Origin of the sequence: Prauserella oleivorans (assembly GCF_042685745.1) — a bacterium.
Taxonomy (GTDB): domain Bacteria; phylum Actinomycetota; class Actinomycetes; order Mycobacteriales; family Pseudonocardiaceae; genus Prauserella_A; species Prauserella_A oleivorans.
In genome coordinates, this window is sequence record NZ_JBHUNT010000001.1 from 2,247,083 (window position 1) to 2,268,734 (window position 21,652).

General features: G+C 71.2%; 18 protein-coding genes. 12 read left to right on the top strand and 6 right to left on the bottom strand.

Features of this window, described 5'->3' with window-relative positions:
• Positions 1 to 76 precede the first annotated feature (76 nt).
• Entirely contained in the window at positions 77 to 1,036 is a 960-nt protein-coding gene (locus ACFSZT_RS11130; RefSeq protein ID WP_377384560.1) for a helix-turn-helix transcriptional regulator, read from the top strand.
• Here ACFSZT_RS11130 and ACFSZT_RS11135 read toward each other — a convergent pair.
• From ACFSZT_RS11135 to ACFSZT_RS11150, 4 genes are all read right to left on the bottom strand, one after another.
• Positions 1,017 to 2,123 (bottom strand): aromatic ring-hydroxylating oxygenase subunit alpha, encoded by a 1,107-nt coding sequence (locus tag ACFSZT_RS11135; RefSeq protein ID WP_377384453.1) that lies wholly within the window; start codon positions 2,121 to 2,123, stop codon positions 1,017 to 1,019. The genes ACFSZT_RS11130 and ACFSZT_RS11135 overlap by 20 nt on opposite strands.
• Positions 2,120 to 3,265, bottom strand: a complete 1,146-nt coding sequence (gene solA, locus ACFSZT_RS11140; RefSeq protein ID WP_377384455.1) for an N-methyl-L-tryptophan oxidase — start codon at positions 3,263 to 3,265, stop codon at positions 2,120 to 2,122. The genes ACFSZT_RS11135 and solA overlap by 4 nt, the downstream gene beginning before the upstream one ends.
• 10 nt (positions 3,266 to 3,275) lie before the next feature.
• Positions 3,276 to 5,726, bottom strand: coding sequence for a GcvT family protein (locus ACFSZT_RS11145; RefSeq protein ID WP_377384457.1), 2,451 nt, complete (start codon positions 5,724 to 5,726; stop codon positions 3,276 to 3,278).
• A 246-nt stretch (positions 5,727 to 5,972) separates the two neighbouring features.
• Positions 5,973 to 6,758, bottom strand: coding sequence for an IclR family transcriptional regulator (locus ACFSZT_RS11150; RefSeq protein ID WP_377384459.1), 786 nt, complete (start codon positions 6,756 to 6,758; stop codon positions 5,973 to 5,975).
• A 172-nt stretch (positions 6,759 to 6,930) separates the two neighbouring features.
• On the opposite strand from ACFSZT_RS11150, the gene ACFSZT_RS11155 reads away from it, so the two are divergent.
• The 8 genes from ACFSZT_RS11155 (at position 6,931) to secA (ending at position 17,539) form a co-directional block, all read left to right on the top strand.
• On the top strand, positions 6,931 to 7,248 hold the full coding sequence (locus ACFSZT_RS11155; RefSeq protein ID WP_377384461.1) for a bifunctional 3-phenylpropionate/cinnamic acid dioxygenase ferredoxin subunit: 318 nt from the start codon (positions 6,931 to 6,933) through the stop codon (positions 7,246 to 7,248).
• Positions 7,245 to 8,411, top strand: coding sequence for an NAD(P)/FAD-dependent oxidoreductase (locus tag ACFSZT_RS11160; protein ID WP_377384463.1), 1,167 nt, complete (start codon positions 7,245 to 7,247; stop codon positions 8,409 to 8,411). The genes ACFSZT_RS11155 and ACFSZT_RS11160 overlap by 4 nt, the downstream gene beginning before the upstream one ends.
• Positions 8,412 to 8,474: 63 nt before the next feature.
• Positions 8,475 to 9,152, top strand: coding sequence for an MtrAB system response regulator MtrA (gene mtrA, locus ACFSZT_RS11165; protein ID WP_377384465.1), 678 nt, complete (start codon positions 8,475 to 8,477; stop codon positions 9,150 to 9,152).
• 7 nt (positions 9,153 to 9,159) lie between these two features.
• Entirely contained in the window at positions 9,160 to 10,842 is a 1,683-nt protein-coding gene (gene mtrB / locus ACFSZT_RS11170; protein ID WP_377384467.1) for an MtrAB system histidine kinase MtrB, read from the top strand.
• Between the two features lie 35 nt (positions 10,843 to 10,877).
• Entirely contained in the window at positions 10,878 to 12,590 is a 1,713-nt protein-coding gene (locus ACFSZT_RS11175; RefSeq protein WP_377384561.1) for an LpqB family beta-propeller domain-containing protein, read from the top strand.
• Positions 12,591 to 12,665: 75 nt separating this feature from the next.
• A complete protein-coding gene (locus tag ACFSZT_RS11180) occupies positions 12,666 to 13,319 on the top strand; it encodes a ComF family protein (protein WP_377384563.1) in 654 nt (217 codons plus the stop codon).
• A gap of 452 nt (positions 13,320 to 13,771) precedes the next feature.
• Positions 13,772 to 14,452: a ribosome hibernation-promoting factor, HPF/YfiA family gene (gene hpf, locus ACFSZT_RS11185; protein ID WP_377384469.1), complete on the top strand. Its 681-nt coding sequence runs from the start codon at positions 13,772 to 13,774 to the stop codon at positions 14,450 to 14,452.
• A 234-nt stretch (positions 14,453 to 14,686) separates the two neighbouring features.
• Positions 14,687 to 17,539: a preprotein translocase subunit SecA gene (gene secA / locus ACFSZT_RS11190; protein ID WP_377384471.1), complete on the top strand. Its 2,853-nt coding sequence runs from the start codon at positions 14,687 to 14,689 to the stop codon at positions 17,537 to 17,539.
• A gap of 177 nt (positions 17,540 to 17,716) precedes the next feature.
• On the opposite strand, the gene ACFSZT_RS11195 is transcribed toward secA, so the two are convergent.
• Positions 17,717 to 18,190, bottom strand: a complete 474-nt coding sequence (locus ACFSZT_RS11195; protein WP_377384474.1) for an Rv3235 family protein — start codon at positions 18,188 to 18,190, stop codon at positions 17,717 to 17,719.
• Positions 18,191 to 18,374: 184 nt separating this feature from the next.
• Between ACFSZT_RS11195 and ACFSZT_RS11200 the strand changes: the two genes are divergently transcribed.
• On the top strand, positions 18,375 to 18,776 hold the full coding sequence (locus ACFSZT_RS11200) for an HAD-IA family hydrolase (protein ID WP_377384565.1): 402 nt from the start codon (positions 18,375 to 18,377) through the stop codon (positions 18,774 to 18,776).
• A 119-nt stretch (positions 18,777 to 18,895) separates the two neighbouring features.
• Here ACFSZT_RS11200 and ACFSZT_RS11205 read toward each other — a convergent pair whose 3' ends face one another.
• Complete coding sequence (locus tag ACFSZT_RS11205) at positions 18,896 to 19,660, bottom strand: TrmH family RNA methyltransferase (protein ID WP_377384475.1); 765 nt, start codon at positions 19,658 to 19,660, stop codon at positions 18,896 to 18,898.
• Positions 19,661 to 19,695: 35 nt separating this feature from the next.
• On the opposite strand from ACFSZT_RS11205, the gene ACFSZT_RS11210 reads away from it, so the two are divergent.
• A complete protein-coding gene (locus ACFSZT_RS11210) occupies positions 19,696 to 21,102 on the top strand; it encodes a WS/DGAT/MGAT family O-acyltransferase (RefSeq protein WP_377384477.1) in 1,407 nt (468 codons plus the stop codon).
• A complete protein-coding gene (locus tag ACFSZT_RS11215; RefSeq protein ID WP_377384566.1) occupies positions 21,099 to 21,608 on the top strand; it encodes a DUF6912 family protein in 510 nt (169 codons plus the stop codon). The genes ACFSZT_RS11210 and ACFSZT_RS11215 overlap by 4 nt, the downstream gene beginning before the upstream one ends.
• Positions 21,609 to 21,652: the final 44 nt, after the last annotated feature.

Consider the following 21,652-nt stretch of genomic DNA (forward strand, 5'->3'; position numbering starts at 1 on the left):
GGAGCCGTTGCGGACGCATCCTGTCCGCAAGCGATGGCATTCTTGATCGGTGGTCGAAACGTCCGTTCGCAAGGAGATGCCGGGCCGGCTGCTGCGGCTCCTGGCGTTGCTGCAGAGCCGGCGGGAGTGGTCCGGCACCGAGCTGGCCGAGCGGCTCGGCATCACCACTCGCACGCTGCGCCGGGACGTGGAGCGGCTGCGCGCGCTCGACTACCCCGTGCACAGCACCACCGGCACCGCGGGCGGCTACCGGCTCGGGGCCGGTCGCAACCTGCCACCGCTGCTGCTCGACGACGAAGAGGCCGTGGCCGTCGCGGTCGCGCTGGCGACCGCGGCGGGTGGGAACGTGGCCGGGATCGAGGAGAGCTCGATGCGGGCGTTGGCGAAGCTGCAGCAGGTGCTGCCCGCCCGGCTTCGGCCACGGCTGGCGGCCGTGGGCAGCGTCGCGGCGGCGGTGCCCCACCACGACGCGCCTCCGGTCGACCCGGCGAGGTTGGCGTTGCTGGCGGCCGCGAGCAGGGACTCGGAGCTCGTGTCGTTCCACTACACGGGCCGCCGCGCCGACCCGGGCGAGCGCCGGGTCGAGCCGCACCACCTGGTGACCGTGCGCGGCCGGTGGTACCTCGTCGCCTACGACCCGGAACGCGACGGCTGGCGCACGTTCCGGGTCGACCGGATGGAAGGGCTGCTGGCCACCCGTCGTCCGTTCAGGCGGCGGCCGCTGCCCGCCGCGGATCCCGCCACCTACCTTCGCGACTCCTTCGACTCCGCGTCCTATCGCTACACGGCCCGCCTGACCATCGGCTTGCCGGAGTCCGAGGTGCGGTCCCGGCTGCCGACCCGCGTTCCGGGTGAGCTCACCCCCGCGGGACCGGACCGGTGTCATGCGCGGCTCAGTGCGGACTCCGCCGAGCTCGTGGTGCACTACATCGCCGCGATCGCCGCGCTGGGTGCCGAGTTCACACTGGACGCTCCGGAGGAGATCGAGCACCGGCTACGAGCGCTCGCGCGCGCGATCAGTCCGGGACCAGCTTGAGCAGCCAGTCGTGGAACTGTCCGATGTGGTGCTCGACGGGCACGAGCACACCGCCCGCTGCGTAGGCACGGGAACCCATCGTGGGCTGGCATCGCTCGCACGCGGCGAAGTCCTGTTCGTTCACGCGGTGGAACAGCTCGACCGAGTGGGAGATGTCGAGTCCCCGCGCGACGACGTCCGGCGAGTACAGCCAGTCGCACTCGACGAGCGTGCGGTCGGGCGCGAGCGGGAACATGCGGTGCATGATGACGTGGTCGGGCACGAGGTTGAGGAAGACCTGCGGGCGCACGGTGACCGCGTAGTAGCGCCGGTCCTGTTCCGGCGTGATCCCGGAGAGCCTGCCGAATCCCTCGCCTCCGTCCACTGTGAACCCACGTACCTCCTCGCCGAACTCGGCGCCGTGGCCGACGAAGTACTGCGCGGCATAGCCCTCGGCGAACTCCGGGAGCACCTCGGTGAGCTCGGGATGGATGGTGGCGCAGTGGTAGCACTCCATGAAGTTCTCGACGATCAGCTTCCAGTTGGCGCGCACGTCGTAGCCGATCCGCTTGCCCAGGGCCAGATCCTCGACGTGGTAGGCGTCGACGACGCCGGGATCACCGAGCCGCTCGGTCACCGCGCCGGTCACCGTGTCCGCAAAGGACGGTGGGTCGTCGGCGAGGCACACCCACGCGTACCCGAGCCACTCGCGCAGGTGTACCGCCGCCAGGCCGTACTCGGTGCGGTCGACGTCGGGCATGTTCGTCAGGTTGGGCGCGGCGACGAGCTTGCCGTCCAGTCCGTACGTCCAGGCGTGGTACGGACACTGGAACGAGCGCTTCACCGAACCGCTCTCGCTCGTGCACAGGCGCGCGCCCCGATGCCGGCACACGTTGAGGAATGCCCGCAGTGCACCGTCCCGGCCGCGGGCGACAAGCAGGCTCTCCCGTCCGATCCGGACGGTGCGGAAGTCGCCGGGCCGGGCCAGTTCGGCCGAGCGCACGGCGCAGATCCACATCGCCTCGAACACGGTTTGCTGTTCCCGCGCGAAGATGGCGGCGTCGGTGTAGTAGCGGCCGGGAAGCGTGGAGATGAGACTGGCGGTCATGCCACTCCTTGGGGACTGCGCAGCCGGGCGGGGTCGAACAGGGCGATCGGGTGCCGGGTCCCGCCGTCGACGGCCAGGTCGGCGAGGATCTCGCCAACGACGGGGACGAACTTGAACCCGTGCCCGGAAAAGCCGCACGCGACGACGACGTCGTCGTAGGCCGGGTGGCGGGCGATGACGAAGTGCTCGTCGGGCGTGTTGGTGTACATGCAGGTGGCGGCACGCCGGAACTCGCCCGGCAACTCGGGGATCCGGGCGCCCGCGAAGGCCGCCATCCGGTCGATCTCGGCCGGGTGCACGGTGCGGTCGATGGTCTCCGGCGTGCACGTCTCGCCGCCGCGGAAGAACGCGACCTTGACGGTGCCGTCCACGGCGGGGAAGCCGTAGAACTGGGTGCCCGACGCGTCCTCCCAGATGTAGACGGGATGCCGGCCGGGCCGGAACGGCTCCAGCGACCCGCTCGGCGTGAACCAGTACTGCACCTGCCGTTCCACGGTGAACGGCACGCCGAGGTCGGCGAGCAACCGCGGCGCCCACGCACCCGGGCAGACGACGAGCGTGCCCGCCGTGTACTCGCCCCGGCCGGTGCGCACGCGGACGCCGCCGGAGGTGGCCCGCCAGTCGAGCACGGGCTCCGAGAAGTGCAATTCCGCGCCGGCGCGCTCGGCCAGCCGGAGGTGGGCGGTGACGCTGGCCTCGGGCACGACGAACCCCGCTCCCGGCTCGTACAGGCCGATCTCGCCGGCCGCCGGGCGCATGGTCGGGAAGCGGCGGGCGACCTCGGTGGCGTCGAGAATCTCGTGCGGCAGGCCCCACGTCTCGGCACTGCGGATGCTGCCGGCCACCGTGCGGCTGTCCGGTCCGCCGACCATCAGTCCACCGGTCCGCGTGAAGATCGCGATCCCGGAGTCCGCCTCGATCTGCGGCCACAACTCGTGCGCGCGCCGCAACAGCGGCACGTACGCCGGGTCCTCGAAGTAGGCCTGGCGCGTGATGCGGGAGCCGCCGTGGCTCGAGCCCCCGTCGTGCGCGGGGGTGTACTGCTCGAGCCCGAGCACTCGTTGCCCGCGCCGGGCCAGCCGGTACGCCGCGGCGCTGCCCATGCCGCCGAGGCCGATGACGATCGTGTCGTATGCCGTCACGCCGAACCCCCTACGCCCGCAGCCGGGCCATCGCGGGATCGAACAGCGGCTCCTTCGCCACCGCCGCGGGCAGCCGCTGTCCGAAGTACTCGATCTCGACCTCGCGCCCCGCTCCGGCCACCTCCGAGGGCAGCCACGCGTAGGCGATGTTGAGGCCGGTGGTGTAGCCGAAGCCCGCGCTGGTGACGTAGCCGGCGGGCCTGCCGTCGGCGTACACGGGCTCGCTGCCGAGCACGACGGCCTCCGGATCGCGGATGGTCAGGCACGTCAGCGACCGCGTGACCGTCTCGGCCGACCGGCCGGCGAGCGCGTCCCGGCCGATGAAGTAGCCCTTGTCCATGCGGACGGCGAAGCCGATCCCGGCCTCGTACGGGTCGTGCTCGGTCGTCATGTCGACACCCCAGGCGCGGTAGCCCTTCTCCAGCCGCATGCTGGTGAACGCCTCGCGCCCGGCGGCGATCACGCCGTGTGCCTGCCCGGCTTCCCACAGCGTGTCCCACAGTGCGCGCCCGAGGTCGGCGCTCGTGTAGAGCTCCCAGCCGAGTTCGCCCACATAGGACAGTCGCAGCGCGGTGACCGGGACGTGCCCGACGTGTGTGGTGGTGGCCCGGAAATAGCGCAACCCGTCGTTGGAGAGATCGGTGCCGGTGAGCGGCTGCAGCAGCGCACGGGCCCGCGGCCCCCACAGCCCGATGCAGCACGTTCCCGCGGTGACGTCGCGCAGCCCGACCGAGCCGTCGCCGGGCAGGTGCCTTCGCAACCAGTCCACGTCCACCGTGCTGTTGAGCCCAACCTGGAAACGTTCGGGGCCGAGCCGGGCGACCGTCAGGTCGCTGCGGATGCCCCCGTCCTCGCCGAGGAGCAGGGTGTAGCTGACGCTGCCCGGTTTCCGGTCGAGCTGGTTGGTGGTGAGCGCCTGCAGGAACGCCAGCGCGTTCGGCCCGGTGACCTCGACGCGGCGTAGCGGCGTCATGTCGAACATCGCCACCCGCGACCGCGCGACCATTGCCTCGGCGCCGGCGATCGGGGACCAGTACCGCGCCGCCCAGTCGCCCCGCGCGGGCACGTGCTCGACCTCCGGCAGGCCGGCGTTGGCCTCGTACCACTGCGGCCGTTCCCAGCCGTTCGCCTCGGTGAAGTACGCGCCCAGCTCGGCCTGCCGCTCGTAGAACGGGCTCGTCCGCAACGGCCGCGGGTGTTCCACGGGTTGGCGCGGATGCACGATGTCGTAGACCTCGGCGAAGCTGCGGCAGCTGCGCTCGTGCACGTAGCCGGGCCCGAGCTGGACGTCGTCGAACCGGTTGAGGTCGCACTCGTGCAGGTCCTGCCGCGGCTGGCCGTCGACCATCCACTCGGCCATCGCCCTGGCCACGCCCGCCGAGTGCGTGATCCACACGGCCTCGGCGACCCAGAAGCCGTCGAGGTCGGGGTGCTCGCCGAGCAGCGGCATACCGTCGGGCGTGAACGAGAACAGTCCGTTGATGCCCTCCTCGACCTTCGCGTCGCCGAGCGCGGGCAGCAGCTCTACGGCGTCGGCCCACGACGGCTCGAAGTCCTCCGGCGTGAACACCAGCTCGGAGGGCATGTGCGCCGCCGCGCGCGGGTCGGCGATGTCTGCCGGGTCGACGGGCATGGGCCGGTGCCCGTACGCGCCGATGCCGAGCCGGTCGACGTGTTCGCGGAAGTACAGGTCGGCCTCCTGGTGCCGCAGGATCGGCAGCCCGGCCTCGGTGAGTTCGTCGTTGCGCCCGGTGAGCTCCGGCAGCGCGCTCGTGCGTGCGTACTGGTGCGCCATCGGCACCATCGGGATCACCAGGTCGACGAGCCGGCCTAGGAGCGGGCCCCACATGCCCGCGCACGACACGACGAGGTCGGCGCGGAAGCGGTCGGTCTCGGTGGCGACCGCGGTGACGCGCCCGCCGGACCGTTCGATCGCGGTGACCTTCTGGTGGGCGACGAACCGGGCTCCCCGGGCCATCGCGGCGCGGGCCTGCGCCTCGGCGGCACGCACGGGTTTCGCGAGTCCGTCGCCGGGAATGTGGAACCCGCCGAGCACCCGGGCCGGGTCGAGCAGCGGGTGCAGCTGGGCACACTGCTCGGGTGTGCGCAGGTAGCTGCGGACGCCCCAGGACGTCGCCCAGCCGTGCCTGCGCTGCAGATCCGCCCACCGCTCGGGCTTCGTGGCGATCTCCAGGCCGCCGAGCGGCTGGAAGCACCACTTGCCGTCCAGTGTCAGGCCGCTGTACTTACCCACCGTGTAGGTGGCGAACTCGGTCATGGTCTTGCTGCCGGTCGTCTGGAAGACGAGCCCGGGGGCGTGCGAAGTCGAACCACCGGTGGTGAAGAGATCGCCCTGTTCCAGGACGGTGATCTCGGTCCAGCCGCGTGCGGTGAGTTCGTCGGCGAGTGCGCAGCCGACGATGCCTGCGCCGATGATGACCACTCGGGGATTGGTGACCATCGCGGACCTCCTGCTCGGAGCGAACATGATCGTCCACTGAGGACAAACGGCCGCACGCGCGCGAGAGGGCCCTCGGCGGGAGCGGGGGAATGTCTGTGGAGTGTTGCGAATTAAGGAACGAGTTTCGTTCTCAGCAACACGGTGCGGCACGCGGGAGAGCCGTGTCAAGAGGCTTTTTTGCCCTGGTGAACGCGCCGTTACCGGCGTGGGTCGAACGTGGTGCTGCTGCGCCGTCCGGCCCGGTCGTCAGGCCGGAAAATGGCCCAGTTGACCGGAAAGCTCGGCTGCGGCCTCCGTCATCGGACGGACGAGCTGGCGGATGCGCTGCCGCGACAACCGGTAGGACGGGCCCGACGCGCTCATCGCGGCGATCACGTCGCCGCGGTCGCCGTGGATCGGCACCGCCACGGCGTGCAGCCCGAGCTCGAACTCCTCGAAGCATGCGGCGTAACCGTCGGCGGCGATGCGCTCGAGCTCGGCGGCCAGCTCATCGGGATCGGTGGTGGTCCTGGGAGTGAACTCCTCGAGCTTGTCCGGAAGCACCCGGCGTCGCTCGTCGGGATCCATGTAGGCCAGCAGCACCTTGCCGCTCGACGTGGCGTGCAGCGGGGTGCGCCGGCCGGTCCAGTTCTGCGCGGTGATCGACGCCGTGCCGACGGCCTGGCTGATGTTGATCGCGAGCCCGCCGTCGGCGACCGCGATGTTGACTGTCTCCCCGATGGAGTCGGCCAGCGACTGACACGTCTGGTTGCCGAGCTTGGCCAGGTCCATCCGGGCGGTCGCCGCGCCCGCCAGCCGGACGATGCCGAAACCGATCGCGTACTTGCCGCGTTCGGTGAGCTGCTCGACGAGGTTTCGCACCTCGAGCGCGGAGAGGAGTCTGGACGCGGTCGACTTGTGGACTCCCAGCTCGTCGGCGATCTCGGTGATGCCGGCCTCTCCGTGTCGGGCGAGCAGCTCCAGCACACTGATCGCCCGATCCACGGACTGGATCGGGCTGGCGGCACCCTGGGCGTCGTCGGAGTTCCGCATAGCGCAACACTAACGCTCCTTCCCAAGCCCGCTCCGCCGTCCGGGGGACCGAGGCCGGTAATAACCGTGTGAATTCCTTGACGGGGACCCTAGTGGGCGCGGAGTGTTGCGCATAGCGATGTCCATCGCGCATTACGCAACATCTCCGACAAAGTCGAATCGGAGGTCGTGAATGATCCGAGCCTGCGACGTCGCAGATCTCCCGGACGGTGAAGCGATCCGCATCCTCGCGCACGTGCCGATCGCCGTTTTCCACGTCGACGGCGCCTACTACGCCGTCGACGACACGTGCACGCACCAGGACGCCTCGCTCGCCGACGGCTGGGTGGAAGGGTGCACGGTCGAGTGCCCGTTGCACGCGGCGTCGTTCGATCTGCGGACGGGCGTGCCCCTGTGTCTTCCCGCCAAGACGGCGGTGCGGACCTACCCCGTCGTCGTCAGCGGCGGAGTGATCTATGTGGACACCGGTGTCAGTGAGGGTGTCGCATGAGGACGGTCACGGTCGTCGGCACGTCCCTGGCGGGCCTGCGCGCGGCCCAGGAGCTGCGCGCGCAGGGTTACGACGGTGAGCTGGTGCTCGTCGGCGAGGAACCGCACCGGCCCTACGACCGGCCTCCGCTGTCCAAGGACTTCCTCCTCGGCACCACCACGGCGGCCGGGTGCGAACTCGCCGGCGCCGATGAACTGCTGGAGCTTCGGGCGCGCTGGTACCTCGGGACACGGGCCGTCCGGCTGGACCCGGGCGCGGGCGCGGTCGTGCTGTCCGATGGCACCGAGATCGCGACCGACGGCGTGGTGGTGGCGACGGGCGCGGTCGCGAGATCCGTGACGCCGCAAGGGAATCCGGCAGGTGTGCACACGCTCCGCACGCTCGACGACGCCGTCGTGCTGCGCCGGGACCTCACCGCGGGGTCGCGTGTGGTCGTGGTCGGCGCCGGATTCATCGGGGCGGAGGTCGCCTCGGCGGCGGCCGCGCTCGGCTGTGTGGTGACGGTGGTCGAGGCGGCGCGGGTGCCGCTGTCCGGCGTGCTCGGCGACCGGATCGGTGCGGTGGCCGCCGCGCTGCACGCCGACAACGCCGTGCGGCTGCTCACCGGCACGCCGATGGTGTCGGTGACCGTGACCGGAGGCCGGGCCACCGGCGTCGAACTGACCGACGGCACCCGGCTGCCCGCCGACGTGGTGGTGGCCGGCATCGGCGCCCGGCCCGCCACGGCGTGGCTCGCGGGTTCCGGTCTCGCCGTCGACGACGGCGTGCGCTGTGACGCGGGCTGCGTGACCACCAACCCGCGCGTCGTCGCGGTCGGCGACGTGGCCCGGTGCGCAGGCACGCGCAGTGAACATTGGACGACGGCGAGTGAACAACCGGTTGTGGCCGTGCACAACCTCCTCGCGGGCGCGACCGTCCGGCACCACACCCGGCCCGGCTACTTCTGGTCCGATCAGTACGGAATCCGGCTGCAGTTCGCGGGCACGGCCGAGGGACACGACGAGCTCGAGATCGTCGAGGGCGATCCGGACGAGCGGCGGTTCGTCGCGGTCTATCGCCGCGCCGGCACGCTCACCGGAGTGTTCGCGATGGACAGTCCGCGCCCGTTCCTCCGCCTGCGCAAGCGGTTGCACCAGGAGGCGGCCATGGTCCAACCGGGCTAGGGTCGGACGCGGAAACACCGGGTCGCGCGCGCGAACCGGACAGACAGTGCGAATATGTTGGTCATGAAGGCACGTGTGCTGGTCGTCGACGACGACCCCGCTCTGGCGGAGATGCTGACCATCGTGCTGCGCGGCGAGGGGTTCGACACCGCCGTCGTGGCCGACGGGTCGCGAGCGCTGCCCGCGCTCAGAGAGCTCAAGCCCGACCTGGTGCTGCTCGATCTGATGCTGCCGGGCATGAACGGGATCGACGTCTGCAAGGCCATCCGCGCCGAGTCCGGCATCCCGATCGTCATGCTGACCGCGAAGAGCGACACGGTCGACATCGTGCTCGGTCTGGAATCCGGCGCCGACGACTACGTGGTCAAGCCGTTCAAGCCGAAGGAGCTCGTCGCGCGCGTCCGGGCCCGCCTGCGCCGCACCGAGTCCGAGCCCGCGGAGACGCTCTCGATCGGTGACCTGACCATCGACGTGCCCGGTCACGAGGTCACCAGGGAGGGCAAGGCCATCCCGCTGACGCCGCTGGAGTTCGACCTCCTCGTCGCGCTGGCCCGCAAGCCGCGCCAGGTGTTCACGCGCGAGGTGCTGCTGGAGCAGGTGTGGGGCTACCGGCACGCGGCCGACACGCGGCTGGTGAACGTCCACGTGCAGCGGCTGCGGTCCAAGGTGGAGAAGGACCCGGAGCACCCGGAGGTCGTGTTGACCGTGCGCGGTGTGGGGTACAAGGCCGGCCCACCATAATCGAGCCATGAACGATCGGCTGACCAGGTTCGGCTGGTCAGCGCTGGCGCTGGCCCGCCGGGTCGCGGCGTACGGCCGCCGCAAGGCCGCCGGGTTCGGTGAGCTGTGGCGGCACTCGCTGCAGTTCCGGGTCACCGTCTCGACCCTCGCGATGTCGTCGGCCGTGGTCTTCGTGCTCGGCATGGTGCTGCAGAACCAGATCACCGAGCGGCTCGTGGACACCAAGGAGCGGGCGGCGATCGCCCAGCTCGACGTCGTCGTGCGGACGGCGGAGAGCGAACTCGTCGGTGACGCGGGGCAGGACGAGGCGCTGCGCAACCGCCTGTCCAACGCGATCAAGAAGATCACCAGCAGCTCGGTGGCCACGCAGGGCGCCGAGAGCTCGGCTGCCGGCGCGTTCGAGCCGGTGCTGGCCGCGGGCGATCCGGCCGAGTCGTCCGAGCACGCCATTTCGGCGGGCCCCTACGACAAGGTGCCGCGGGGCCTGCGCAACTTCGTCGAGAACAACTCGCAGGCCAAACAGATCCACACCGTCGACGGGTCGACCTATCTGATCGTCGGCGCGCCCGTGACCACCACGACCCGGCCGCTGCAGCTCTACCTGCTCTTCCCGCTCGCCACCGAGCAGAACACGGTGGCCACGGTGCAGAACACGCTCATCGTGGGCAGCTTCGCCCTGCTCGCACTGCTGGCCGGCATCACGAACATCGTCGTGCGGCAGGTGGTCAACCCGGTGCGGCGCGCGGCGGCCGTCGCCGAGCGGTTCGCCCACGGCGAGCTGGACCGGCGGCTCGAGGTCGACGGCGAGGACGACCTCGCCAAGCTCGCCGTGTCCTACAACGAGATGGCCGCGAGCATCCAGCGGCAGATCCAGCAGCTGGAGGAGTTCGGCCAGCTGCAACGCCGGTTCACCTCCGACGTCTCCCACGAGCTGCGCACCCCGCTGACCACCGTCCGGATGGCCGCCGACGTGCTGCACGCCTCGCGCGAGCAGTTCCCCGCCGGCCTGGCCCGCTCCACCGAGCTGCTGGTGGACGAGCTCGACCGGTTCGAGACGCTGCTCGGCGACCTGCTGGAGATCAGCAGGCTCGACGCCGGGGTGGAGGAGCTGGCGGCCGAGGTCATCGACGTCCGGCCCATCGCCCGGCGGGCGGTCGAGCAGGTGAGCGTCCTGGCCGGCACGGCGGGCAGTCCGGTCGAGCTCGACCTGCCGGACGAGGAGGTCACCGCCGAGGTGGACGCCCGGCGCGTCGAGCGGATCCTGCGCAACCTGCTCGCCAACGCCGTCGACCACGGCGAGGGCAGGCCGGTGCGGCTCCGGGTCGCGGCGGACGACGACGCCGTCGCCATCACGGTCCGCGACTACGGCGTGGGCCTCCGTGCGGGCGAGGCCGAGCTGGTCTTCAACCGGTTCTGGCGTGCCGACCCGTCCCGCAACCGGCGGACCGGTGGCACCGGCCTGGGCCTGGCGATCAGCCAGGAGGACGCCCGGCTGCACGGCGGCGCGCTCGACGCGTGGGGCGAACCGGACCGGGGCTCGTGCTTCCGGCTGACGCTGCCGCGCCGCGCCGGCGAGGAGCTCACGGGCAGCCCGCTGCCGCTGCCGCCCGAGGACCACACGGTGTCCCCGGCCGAGGAGGAGCCCGCCGAGGTGGCTCTGACCATCGCCCAGCACGAGGAGGTCCGGTGATCGCGGGAAGATTCCGGCTGCTGCTCGCGGTACTGATGTGCGCTCTCGTCGCGGGCGGGTGCGCGGCCATCCCCGCCGAGACGCAGCCGGAGGCGGTTCCGCGCGAGCGGACGGGTCAGCCGACCCAGGACGTCCCCGAGCCGGCGCCGGGCCTGGACCCGCTGTCGGTGGTGCGCGAGTTCGTCCGGGCCAGCGCGCAGCCGACCAGCGACTACGCGGCCGCCCGCGCGTACCTGACCGCGGGCGCGCGGGCGAAGTGGAAGCCGGACCAGACGCTCACGGTGATCGAGGACGAGTTCAGCACCGTCTACGTCCCGGAGAACGAACAGGCCTCCGGTACCGGCGAGGAAGTCGTCATGGTACGCGGCCAGCATGTGGGCAGGCTCGGCTCGGACAGTGCCTTCATCGCCTCCGACGAGCCGGTGCTCGAACCGGTGCGGCTGCGCAGGCAGCCCAACGGGCAGTGGCGCATCATCGATCCGCCGCCGGCCATCATGATCACCGTCAGCGACTTCGCCGAAAGCTACTTCCGGGTGCCGGTGTACTTCTTCGCCCCGGATTCGAGCGTGCTGGTGCCCGACCTGCGGTATGTGGTGGCGCGGCCGCAGTCGGGCTTGCCCGCGCGCGTGATGGACCTGCTGCTGTCCGGGCCGTCGAACGGGCTCGTCGGCGCTGTCCGCAATCCCCTCGGCGAGGACGCGTCGCTCGAGAGCAACGTGACCATGGCCAACGACGGCGCGCTCGTCGTGCCGCTGACCGGTGTGGGGGAGCAGAGCGAGCAGGAGAAGGAACTCATGGCGGCGCAGGTGGTGCGTTCGCTCCAGACGGTCACCACCAGCCGGATCCGGCTACTGGCCGACGGCACGGCGCTCGTCCCCGGGCACATCGACTGGCGGCCGAGCGAGCTGCCCGCCTACGAGGCGCAGGCCTCGCCCAGTTCGGACCTGCCGGGCCTGATGACCGTGGGCGGCCGGGTGTACTCGCTCGGCAGCGGCGCGCCCATCGACGGCCCGGCCGGCTCCGGGGAGTACCAGGTGGAGAGCGCGGCGCAGTCGATCAATGGCGACCAGCTCGCGGTCGTCGAACGTTCCGGCCCGGACGTGGCGCTGCGGGTCGGCAACTACGGCTCCGAGGGCCAGCTCGTCGAGCTGCGGGGCAGGTCGATGACACGCCCGAGCTGGCGGCCGGCCGCGTCGAGCCGTGGCGAGTCCGGTGAGCTGTGGACCGTGGTGAACGGCGACACCGTCGTGCGGGTGGTCCCGGGTGCGGACGGCCGGTGGGTCCCGCAGTCGGTGAACGCCTCCGAGGTGCTCTCGGTCGGCGGGATCTCGGGGCTGCGGTTGTCGCGCGACGGCACCCGGGTGGCGATGATCGCGGGCGGTCAGGTGGTCGTGGCGTCGATCGTGCGCGCGCCGGACGGGACGTCGGTGACCTTGCGCGCGCCCAGGGTGTTGCGGCCCGGGGAGTTGGACAGCGTCGTGGACCTCGACTGGATCAGTCAGGACACGCTGATCGTGGCGACGGCGTCGGATTCGGTGCCGGTGGCGAGGGTGCCCGTGGACGGGCTGCGGCTCGACCAGTTCAACAGCTCCAACCTGACGCCGCCGATGCGGGGCATCACGGCCGCGCCCGGCAGGCCGATCGTCGTCGCCGACACCACGGGACTGTGGACGGCAGGCGACGTGGGCGACGTGTGGCGTCCGCACAACCACAGCCGGCCCGACGCGATGCCGTTCTACCCCGGCTGATCCGCCGTGGGTGGTGCCGGGCGCCGGAAACTGTCGGGGGCACCCGGCATGCTCCGTGGCGTGGCTACCTGGGGGATGACGGAACTCGGGCGCGCCGCGCTGGACCTGCTGCTACCTGTGACCTGCGCCGGATGCGGTGAGCCCGGCGAGGCGTGCTGCCCGGAGTGCGCGGCCGTGTTCGCGGGGCCGGGGCTGGTCGCCCGCGGCGGCGGCACGTATGCGCTCACGCGGTATGACGGCGTCGCCCGGCGTCTCGTGCTCGCGCACAAGGAACGCGGCAGGCGGGATCTCACCGCCCCGCTCGGGCAGGCGCTCGCCGCGGCGGTCACCCGGCTGCCGGAAGCGCGGCCTGCCGCCGACGGCACGTGGTGGCTGGTCCCGGTGCCCTCCCGCCGCAGCGCCGCCCGGGCCCGTGGGGGCTCGCACCTGCACGCGCTGGCGCGGGCGTGTGCGGCGACGCTCGCGGAGACCGGGGTGCCTGCCGCGGTGGCGCCCGCGCTGCGCCTGGCGGCGGGTACGCGCGACGCTGTCGGGCTCGACCGGCTGCAGCGTGCCGCCAACCTCTCGGGCCGGCTACGCCTCCGGCAAGCAGCCGTGCCGCCGCGCGGCACGCCGGTGGTGCTGCTCGACGACGTGGTCACGACCGGGGCGACGCTCGCCGCGTGCAGGCGGGCGCTGACGGCGGCCGGGGTCGAGGTGGCCGCCGCACTCACCCTCACGGCGGCGTGACCCGGTTCGGGGCGGAAAGTTTCACTCGATCGTGTGGCGGGGAACCGGGGGCGGGACCTCGCACGTTGGTCGGGTATGAGGCAGGCACCTGTCACCGTCCGACAGGCGAACCGGCGCCCGGTGTCCGGTATGTCCCGCGAGGCCGACCGGGTGCTGCTCCGAACGGGGCGAGGCAGTGCCGCCTGCGCTGGCAGTCCACTCCGGACTGTGACAGTCATTCACCGTCCGATGTACCCCGCCCCGGGGTCTGTTCTCCCGGCGGCAAGCGGGCTAACGTGCCCGCTAACAGCTATCCCGGCAGCAGGGAGGTGACGAGCCGATGTCCCTGGCGCCGGAGGAAGGCTGAATTCGCGTAAAGGCCCGCACGAGGTGTCGTGCCGGCATTTCCGTTTTCTCCCCGGCGCTGGTGTTCGTGAAAGCAACTCGCAGTAATACAGCGAGGGAGGTCGTGTATGGATATCGTCGTCAAGGGCCGTAACGTGGAGGTGCCGGAGCACTACCGGCGGCACGTCGGTGAGAAGTTGGCGCGCCTCGAGCGCTACGACCGGAAAGTCATTCGCTACGACGTGGAACTGTTCCACGAGCCCAATCGGCGCCAGTCCAAGAACTGCCAGCGCGTCGAGATCACCGGCAAGGGCAAAGGCCCTGCCGTGCGAGCGGAGGCCAGTGCAGGCGACTTCTACGCCGCGCTCGACGCCGCGGTGAACAAGATCGAGAACCGGCTGCGCCGGGCACACGACCGGCGGCGCGTCCACTATGGGCGACGCTGTCCCGAGTCGGTGGCCGAGGCGACCGCCGCGATGGCGACCCAGTCAGGGCCGGGCCAGCGCGGCCGCGGGCGCGCGGCGAGCACCGCCGTGATGGAAGCGCCCGCCGAGCCCGTGCCGGACACCGCGAGCGAGGACATCGAGCTCCCTCAGCAGCGCTGGGACGACGGGGTGGCCGGCCACGAGCCCGGCCGCATCGTGCGCGAGAAGCAACACTCCGCGGAACCCATGACAGTCGACCGTGCTCTCTACGAAATGGAGCTGGTCGGACACGACTTCTATCTCTTCAATGACTCGCAGACCGGCAAGCCGAGCGTCGTCTACCGCCGGAAGGGATTCGACTACGGCGTGATCCGGCTGGGCTGAGCGCCCACCGACCACCACGGATGACGGCCCGTATGCAGCGCGCGTACGGGCCGTCATCCGCGCTCCCGGCGCGCATCGTGCCCGCTCAGCACGCCGCGTGCACGCGGGCCTGCACATTCCCTACGATGGGCAGTGCTGTGTGGCCTTCCGGCCACGCATACCTGGCTGCCCGGCGCCTGTCCGGGTGCCGCAGTACGACCTACCGACCGGAACCAACTAGCGAGGTCGACCCGGATGCTTCTGAACCGCCTGCTCCGCGCGGGCGAGGGCAAGATGGTGAAGCGGCTCCGCCGCATCGCCGACCACATCAACACCCTCGAAGACGACGTCAAGGACCTCTCCGACGCCGAGCTCAAGGCGAAGACCGACGAGTTCCGCAAGCGGCATCACGAAGGCGGCGAGTCGCTGGACGACCTGCTTCCGGAGGCGTTCGCCGTCGCGAGGGAGGGTGCGCGGCGCGTGCTCGGCCAGCGGCCGTTCGACGTGCAGCTCATGGGTGGTGCGGCCCTGCACCTCGGACAGGTCGCCGAGATGAAGACCGGTGAGGGCAAGACGCTGACCTCGGTCCTGCCCGTCTACCTCAACGCGATCTCCGGCAAGGGCGTCCACGTCGTCACCACCAACGACTACCTGGCGAAACGTGACGCCGAGTGGATGGGCCGCGTCCACCGGTTCCTGGGTATCTCGGTCGGTTCGATCCTGTCCGACATGCCGCCGTCGGCGCGCCGGGAGGCCTACGCCGCCGACGTCACCTACGGGACGAACAACGAGTTCGGCTTCGACTACCTGCGCGACAACATGGCATGGAGTCTCGACGACTGTGTGCAGCGCGGGCACAACTTCGCCATCGTCGACGAGGTCGACTCCATCCTGATCGACGAGGCGCGTACGCCGCTGATCATCTCCGGTCCCGCCGACCAGTCGTCGCGCTGGTACGTCGAGTTCGCCCGGATGGCGCCGCTGATGAAGCGCGACGTGCATTACGAGGTGGACGAGCGCAAGCGCGCCGTGGGTGTCACGGAGAAGGGTGTCGAGTTCGTCGAGGACCAGCTCGGCATCGACAACCTCTACGAGGCCGCCAACACGCCGCTCGTCGGCTTCCTCAACAACGCGCTCAAGGCCAAGGAGCTCTACCACCGCGACAAGGAGTACATCGTCCGTAACGGTGAGGTGCTCATCGTCGACGAGTTCACCGGCCGCGTCCTCGCGGGCCGCCGCTTCAACGAGGGCATGCACCAGGCGATCGAGGCCAAGGAAGGCGTCGAGATCAAGGCGGAGAACCAGACGCTCGCCACGATCACGCTGCAGAACTTCTTCCGCCTCTACGACAAGCTCGCCGGCATGACCGGTACCGCCGAGACCGAGGCGGCGGAGTTCCACCAGACCTACAAGCTCGGTGTCGTGCCCATCCCGACCAACCGGCCGATGGTCCGCGCCGACCAGCCGGACCTCATCTACAAGACCGAGGCCGCGAAGTTCGAGGCCGTCGCCGAGGACATCGCCGAGCGGCACGCCAAGGGGCAGCCGGTGCTCGTCGGCACCACGAGCGTCGAGAAGTCGGAGTACCTCTCGAAGCTGCTGGTCAAGCTGGGTGTGCCGCACGAGGTGCTGAACGCCAAGCAGCACCACCGGGAAGCACTCATCATCGCCAAGGCCGGGCGCAAGGGCGCGGTGACGGTGGCCACCAACATGGCGGGCCGCGGTACCGACATCGTGCTGGGCGGCAACCCCGACATCATCGCCGACGAGGTGCTGCGCGAGCGCGGCCTCGACCCCGTGGAGAACTCGGCCGAGTACGAGGCCGCGTGGCCGAAGGTGCTCGAGGAGGTCACGGCGGAGGTCAAGGCCGAGGCGGAGGTCGTGCGGCAGGCGGGCGGTCTGTACGTGCTCGGCACCGAGCGGCACGAGTCCCGCCGGATCGACAACCAGCTCCGCGGTCGTGCCGGCCGCCAGGGCGACCCGGGTGAGTCGCGGTTCTACCTGTCGCTGGGCGACGAGCTCATGCGGCGGTTCAACGCGGCCATGGTCGAACGGGTCATGACGACCATGCGGCTGCCCGATGACGTCCCGATCGAGCACAAGATGGTCTCGCGGGCCATCAAGAGCGCTCAGACGCAGGTCGAGCAGCAGAACATGGAGATCCGCAAGAACGTCCTCAAGTACGACGAGGTCATGAACCAGCAGCGCAAGGTCATCTACGCCGAGCGCCGCCGCGTGCTGGAGGGCGAGGACCTGCGTGAGCAGGTGCAGCACATGATCCGCGACGTCGTCACCGCCTACGTCGACGGTGCGACGGCCGAGGGCTACGCCGAGGACTGGGACTACGAGAAGCTCTGGACGGCGCTCAAGACCCTGTACCCGGTGGGCGTGGACTGGGAGGAGCTCGTCGAGCGCGAGGAAGACCTCGAGGCCGACCGGCTCCGCGAGATCCTGCTCGAGGACGCCGCCAAGGCGTACGAGAAGCGTGAGGCCGAGATCGACTCCACGGTCGGCGAGGGCGCGATGCGCGAGCTCGAACGGCGTGTGGTGCTCTCCGTGCTCGACCGCAAGTGGCGCGAGCACCTCTACGAGATGGACTACCTCAAGGAGGGCATCGGCCTGCGCGCGATGGCGCAGCGCGACCCGCTCGTGGAGTACCAGCGCGAGGGCTTCGACATGTTCAACGCCATGCTCGACTCCCTGAAGGAGGAGGCGGTCGGCTTCCTGTTCAACCTCCAGGTCGAGCAGGCCGAGCCGCAGCAGCCCGCCGCCGCGGCGCCCGCCGCCGGCGCGCCCCCCACCGGTGCAGCGGCAGGTGCCAGGGGCAATGGTCAGGCCGCGTCGGGCAAGCACGCCCGGCCGGTGCCGCCGCAGCCCGCTGAGGAGAAGGCCGAGCCCGTTCCGACGGCCCTGCGGGGCAAGGGGCTCGACGGCGGTGGCCGGCAGGCGCTCACCTACTCCGGCCCGGCCGAGGGCGGTGGCGTCCAGTCGCGGGGCGCCGGCGACGGCACCTCCCAGCGTGCGGCCGCGAGCGGTGGCACCCGGCGGGAGCGTCGCGCCGCCGCCCGCGAGCAGGCCAAGAAGAACAAGAAGTCCGCTCGGCGGTAAGCGATCTCCCGGCCGTCTGGGGCGCGAGGCCGGCGCGCCTCAGACGGCCGCTCGCTGTCGGACGCGCGGTCCGGAGCGAGCGACCGCCCGAGCGGCCGGACGGCGTGCGTCTCGGCGCGCCGCGGCACTCGGTCCGGCGCACGGCCGGTTCAGGTGACCGCCTTCCCGGCTACCCCGCTACGCGCTGTCCGGCGTGCCGGGTTCGAGCACGGTGAACGTCGTGCACCGCCAGCTGCCCGCGTCCAGTTCGAAGCGGGCCGCCACGGCGCACACCCGCGGTCCGGCCGATGCGGTGGCGGCGACCTCCAGCGAGTCGTCGGCCGGTCGGCAGGGGTGCACGCGGCGCAGCGCCAGCCGGGGACGGCGAACCCGCACCCGGTCGCGCAGCGCCAGCCGTAGCGCCGGCGTCAGCCAGCCGTCCACCTGTGCCACCGGTCTGTGTCCGGTGTGGACTTCCAGCAGCGCCGTGAGGACGCGATGGAGCTGTCTGCGGTGCAGGTCCGCGTTCGGCCGTGCCGCGGTCCGCTGTGCCGGGATGTCGCCGAGCAGCGCGTCGAGCGACAGTTGTCCACCGGGTGTTCCGGCGCCCCGTGCCGGGCGGCCGGGGTCCGGCGGCTCGTACGGCGTCAGCGGCAACAGGCCGCTTTTCACCGATTGAGTAGACATACGCAATTCCCCCAGTATTCTCACTTTCGTGGTCATGGACGGCCCCCTCGCCGCCCGTTACAACAGAGGGACGGCGGCGCGATTCCGATTCAAATGCCGCCCGGTTCGGTGTTTTCGGCGGAATGTGCCGTCGGCGAAGATCCACATGCGCTACTAGGCTTGCCCGGTGTTGTTGCGCGGAATGGTGCTCGATTACGCGGGAGTGCTCACCGACGCCGGCGCCGAGCGGCTGTTCGATGTGCTGGACGCGGCGCGTGATCGCGGCATCCGAACGGCCCTACTGTCCAATGCGGCTGGTGGCGGCCCGGTGCGCCGCCGGCTGGGCTGCTGGTTCGACGAGCTCGTCTTCTCCGGGGAGGTCGGGGTCGCCAAACCGGATGTCGCGGTCTTCCGGCTCACGGCCGATCGGCTGGCCCTGCCGCCCGAGGCGTGCGTGTTCGTGGACGACGCGGCGGGCAACGTCGCCGGTGCGGTGCGCGCGGGCATGGTGGGAGTGCGGCACACGTCGGTGGCCGACACGCTGATGGAACTGGACGCGCTGTTCCCCGGTCTCATCGAGCAGGCCCGCTGACACGGGCGAGCCGTCGCGAGGGGAGCAACGGAATGGCCGGCGGGATACCGAGCACGATCCAGCCGTACGAGGCACCGTGTCTGCCGTCTGCGTCACCGTGTGGGCCGTCCACGTCGCCGTCAGCGGCCGGACCGGCGCACCAACTCGAAGCACAACACGGCCGCCGCGGCGGAGACGTTCAGCGACTCGACGTCGCCGGGCATCGGGATGGACAGCCAGCTCGCCACGTACCCCGCGACCTCCTCGCCGACGCCGCTGGTCTCCGCGCCGAGCACGAACGCCGCCCGCTGCGGCAGCTCGGCCTCGAACAGCGACTCCGCACGCGAGGCGCCGAGGGCGTACACCGCGTACCCGGCCTCGCTCAGCTGCTCCACCGCCTCCAGCGCCGTACCGCACCGCAGCACCGGCGCGCGGAACGCCACGCCTGCCGACGCCTTGACCACCAGCGGATCGAGCGCGGCGACGCCGCGGCGCGGCACCACGATGCCGCCGACACCCGCCGCGGTGGCCGTCCGCAGGATCATCCCGACGTTGGCGGGGGTCGTGATGCCGTCCAGCACCAGCACGGGTGCCGGCGGCTGCCGCTGCGCCAGCGCGCGGTCCAGCGGGAGCATGCGTGGCGCGACGACGTCGGCGAGCACACCCTGGTCCTGCTTGCCGTTGCCCGCCAGCACCTTGACGCGGTGTGCGCTGGCCCGTTGCACCGGTACGCCCGCGGCTTTCGCCGTCCGCTCGATCTCGGCCACGGCCGGACCCCGCGCGACGTCGGCGAGAATCACCTTGTCGACATCGAGCTCCGGGTCGGCCAGCGCCTCCAGGACGGGCTTGCGGCCGTACACGGTCAGGAAGCGGTCCTTGGGGGATACGGCGGTGTCATCGCGCACGGCGCGAAGTGTCCCACCTGTGCCAGGATCGACGCATGCCCGACCGCCTCTCCGCGCTGGACGCCTCGTTCCTGTACGTGGAGGAACCGACCACGCCGATGCACGTCGGCAGCGTGGCCGTCTTCGAGCGGCCGCGCGGCGGCTTCGACTACGACGCCCTGCTCGCGCTCATCAGCCAGCGGCTCGGCTACCTGCCGCGCTATCGGCAGCGCGTCGTGCCGGTGCCGGCGCACCTCGCGCGGCCGGTGTGGGCCGACGACGTGGACTTCGACCTCAACTATCACGTCCGCCGCTCCGCGCTGCCCGCTCCGGGCGCCGACGACCAGCTGTTCGAGCTCGTCGCGCGGCTGATGGTCCGCCCGCTCGACCGGGAACGGCCGCTGTGGGAGGCCTACTACATCGAGGGGCTCGCCGGCGATCGCGTCGCCCTGGTGACCAAGACCCACCAGGCCATGATCGACGGTGTGGGCACCGTCGACCTGGCCCAGCTCGTCCTGGACGGGGCCGGTTCCGAACGCGATCCGTTCGAGCACCACTGGACGCCACGCCGGCCGCCCGGGCGCGCGCAGCTCGTGGTCGACGCCATCGGTGACGCCGTGCAACGGCCCGGCGACGTTCTGGACAATGCCCGTCAGGTCGCCCGCGATGTCGTGAGCTCGGCCGAGAAGACCGTCCGGGTGGTCGGCAGCCTCGCCTCCGCGGTGCGGTCCGTGGTGCGGCCCGCCCCGTCCGGGCCGCTGAACGGACCGGTCTCCGGCGGCCGCGTGTTCGCCGGCGTGCGCACCAGCCTCGACGACTACCGCACGATCCGGGCCCGGCGCGGGTGCACCGTCAACGACGTCATCTTCGCCGTGCTCACCGGGGCGCTGCGGCAGTGGCTGCACTCGCGGGGCGAGACGCCCCCGACGTCCGCCACGGTCCGCGCGCTGGTGCCGATGGCCGTGCTGGAGCCCGACACGGCGGAGTTCTCCACCGCCGGGCTTGTCGGCAACCGGCTCGAGCCGTGCCTGGTCGACCTGCCCGTCGGGGAGCCCGACCCGGCCTTGCGGTTGCAGCACGTGGCCCATGAGATGGCCGCCCACCTGGACACCAGGCGGCCGGTCACCGCACGCGCGATGCTCAAGGTCGGCGGGTTCGCGCCCGCCACCATGCATTCGCTCGCCGCCCGTGCCGCGGGATCGGTGTCAGGGCGCATCTTCAACGTCCTGATCGCCAATTCTCCCGGGCCGCAGGAGGCGCTGTACGCGGGTCCGGCGAGGATGTCGGCGATCTACCCGGTGATGCCCCTGGCCCGGAGCCAGTCGCTCGCCATCGGGGTGACGTCCTACCACGGAAATGTCTATTTCGGACTGAATGGCGACCGGAAGGCCATGCACGACGTGAACGTCCTGGCGGAGATGATCGAGGAAGCCCTGGAGGAGCTGAGGGGGACGGAGTGGTGAGGGTCTATGTGCCCGCGACCGTCGGCATGCTGAGGCAGTTCGTCGCGGACGGCGAGTTGCGGCCCGTCCGCGGCACGGCATTCGCGCTTACGCCCGCGTTGCGGGAGGCCTACGTGAGCGGCTCGACCGAGGAGCTGGAGTACGCGGCCCTGCTGGACGCGGCCCGCGCCTCGCTGCGGCTGCTGTCCGCGCACGAGCCGGAGCAGTCCGACATCAAGGAGCCCCCTCGGCGGGTCGTGGTGTCCGCCGACGTCGACAACGTCACGGCACGCCCGGACCTCGACCATGCGGTCGTGCGTCTCGCGGGCCCGATCTCGATGGACGACGTGGCCGCGGTGCACGTCGACGCGCCGGAGGCCGAACAGGCGGTGCTCGCCGCGGCTGCCGTCATCGACGCCGCCGACCTCGGCGACCCGGACGCGGAGTTCGTCCTCGGCGACGTCGAGGACCACGAACTGGCCTGGTACGCGCCGCAAGAGCTGCCGTTCCTGCTCGAGCTCATGTAACCATGGGGGCAAGCGCCCACGAAGCGCGCAGACCAGGAGGCGAG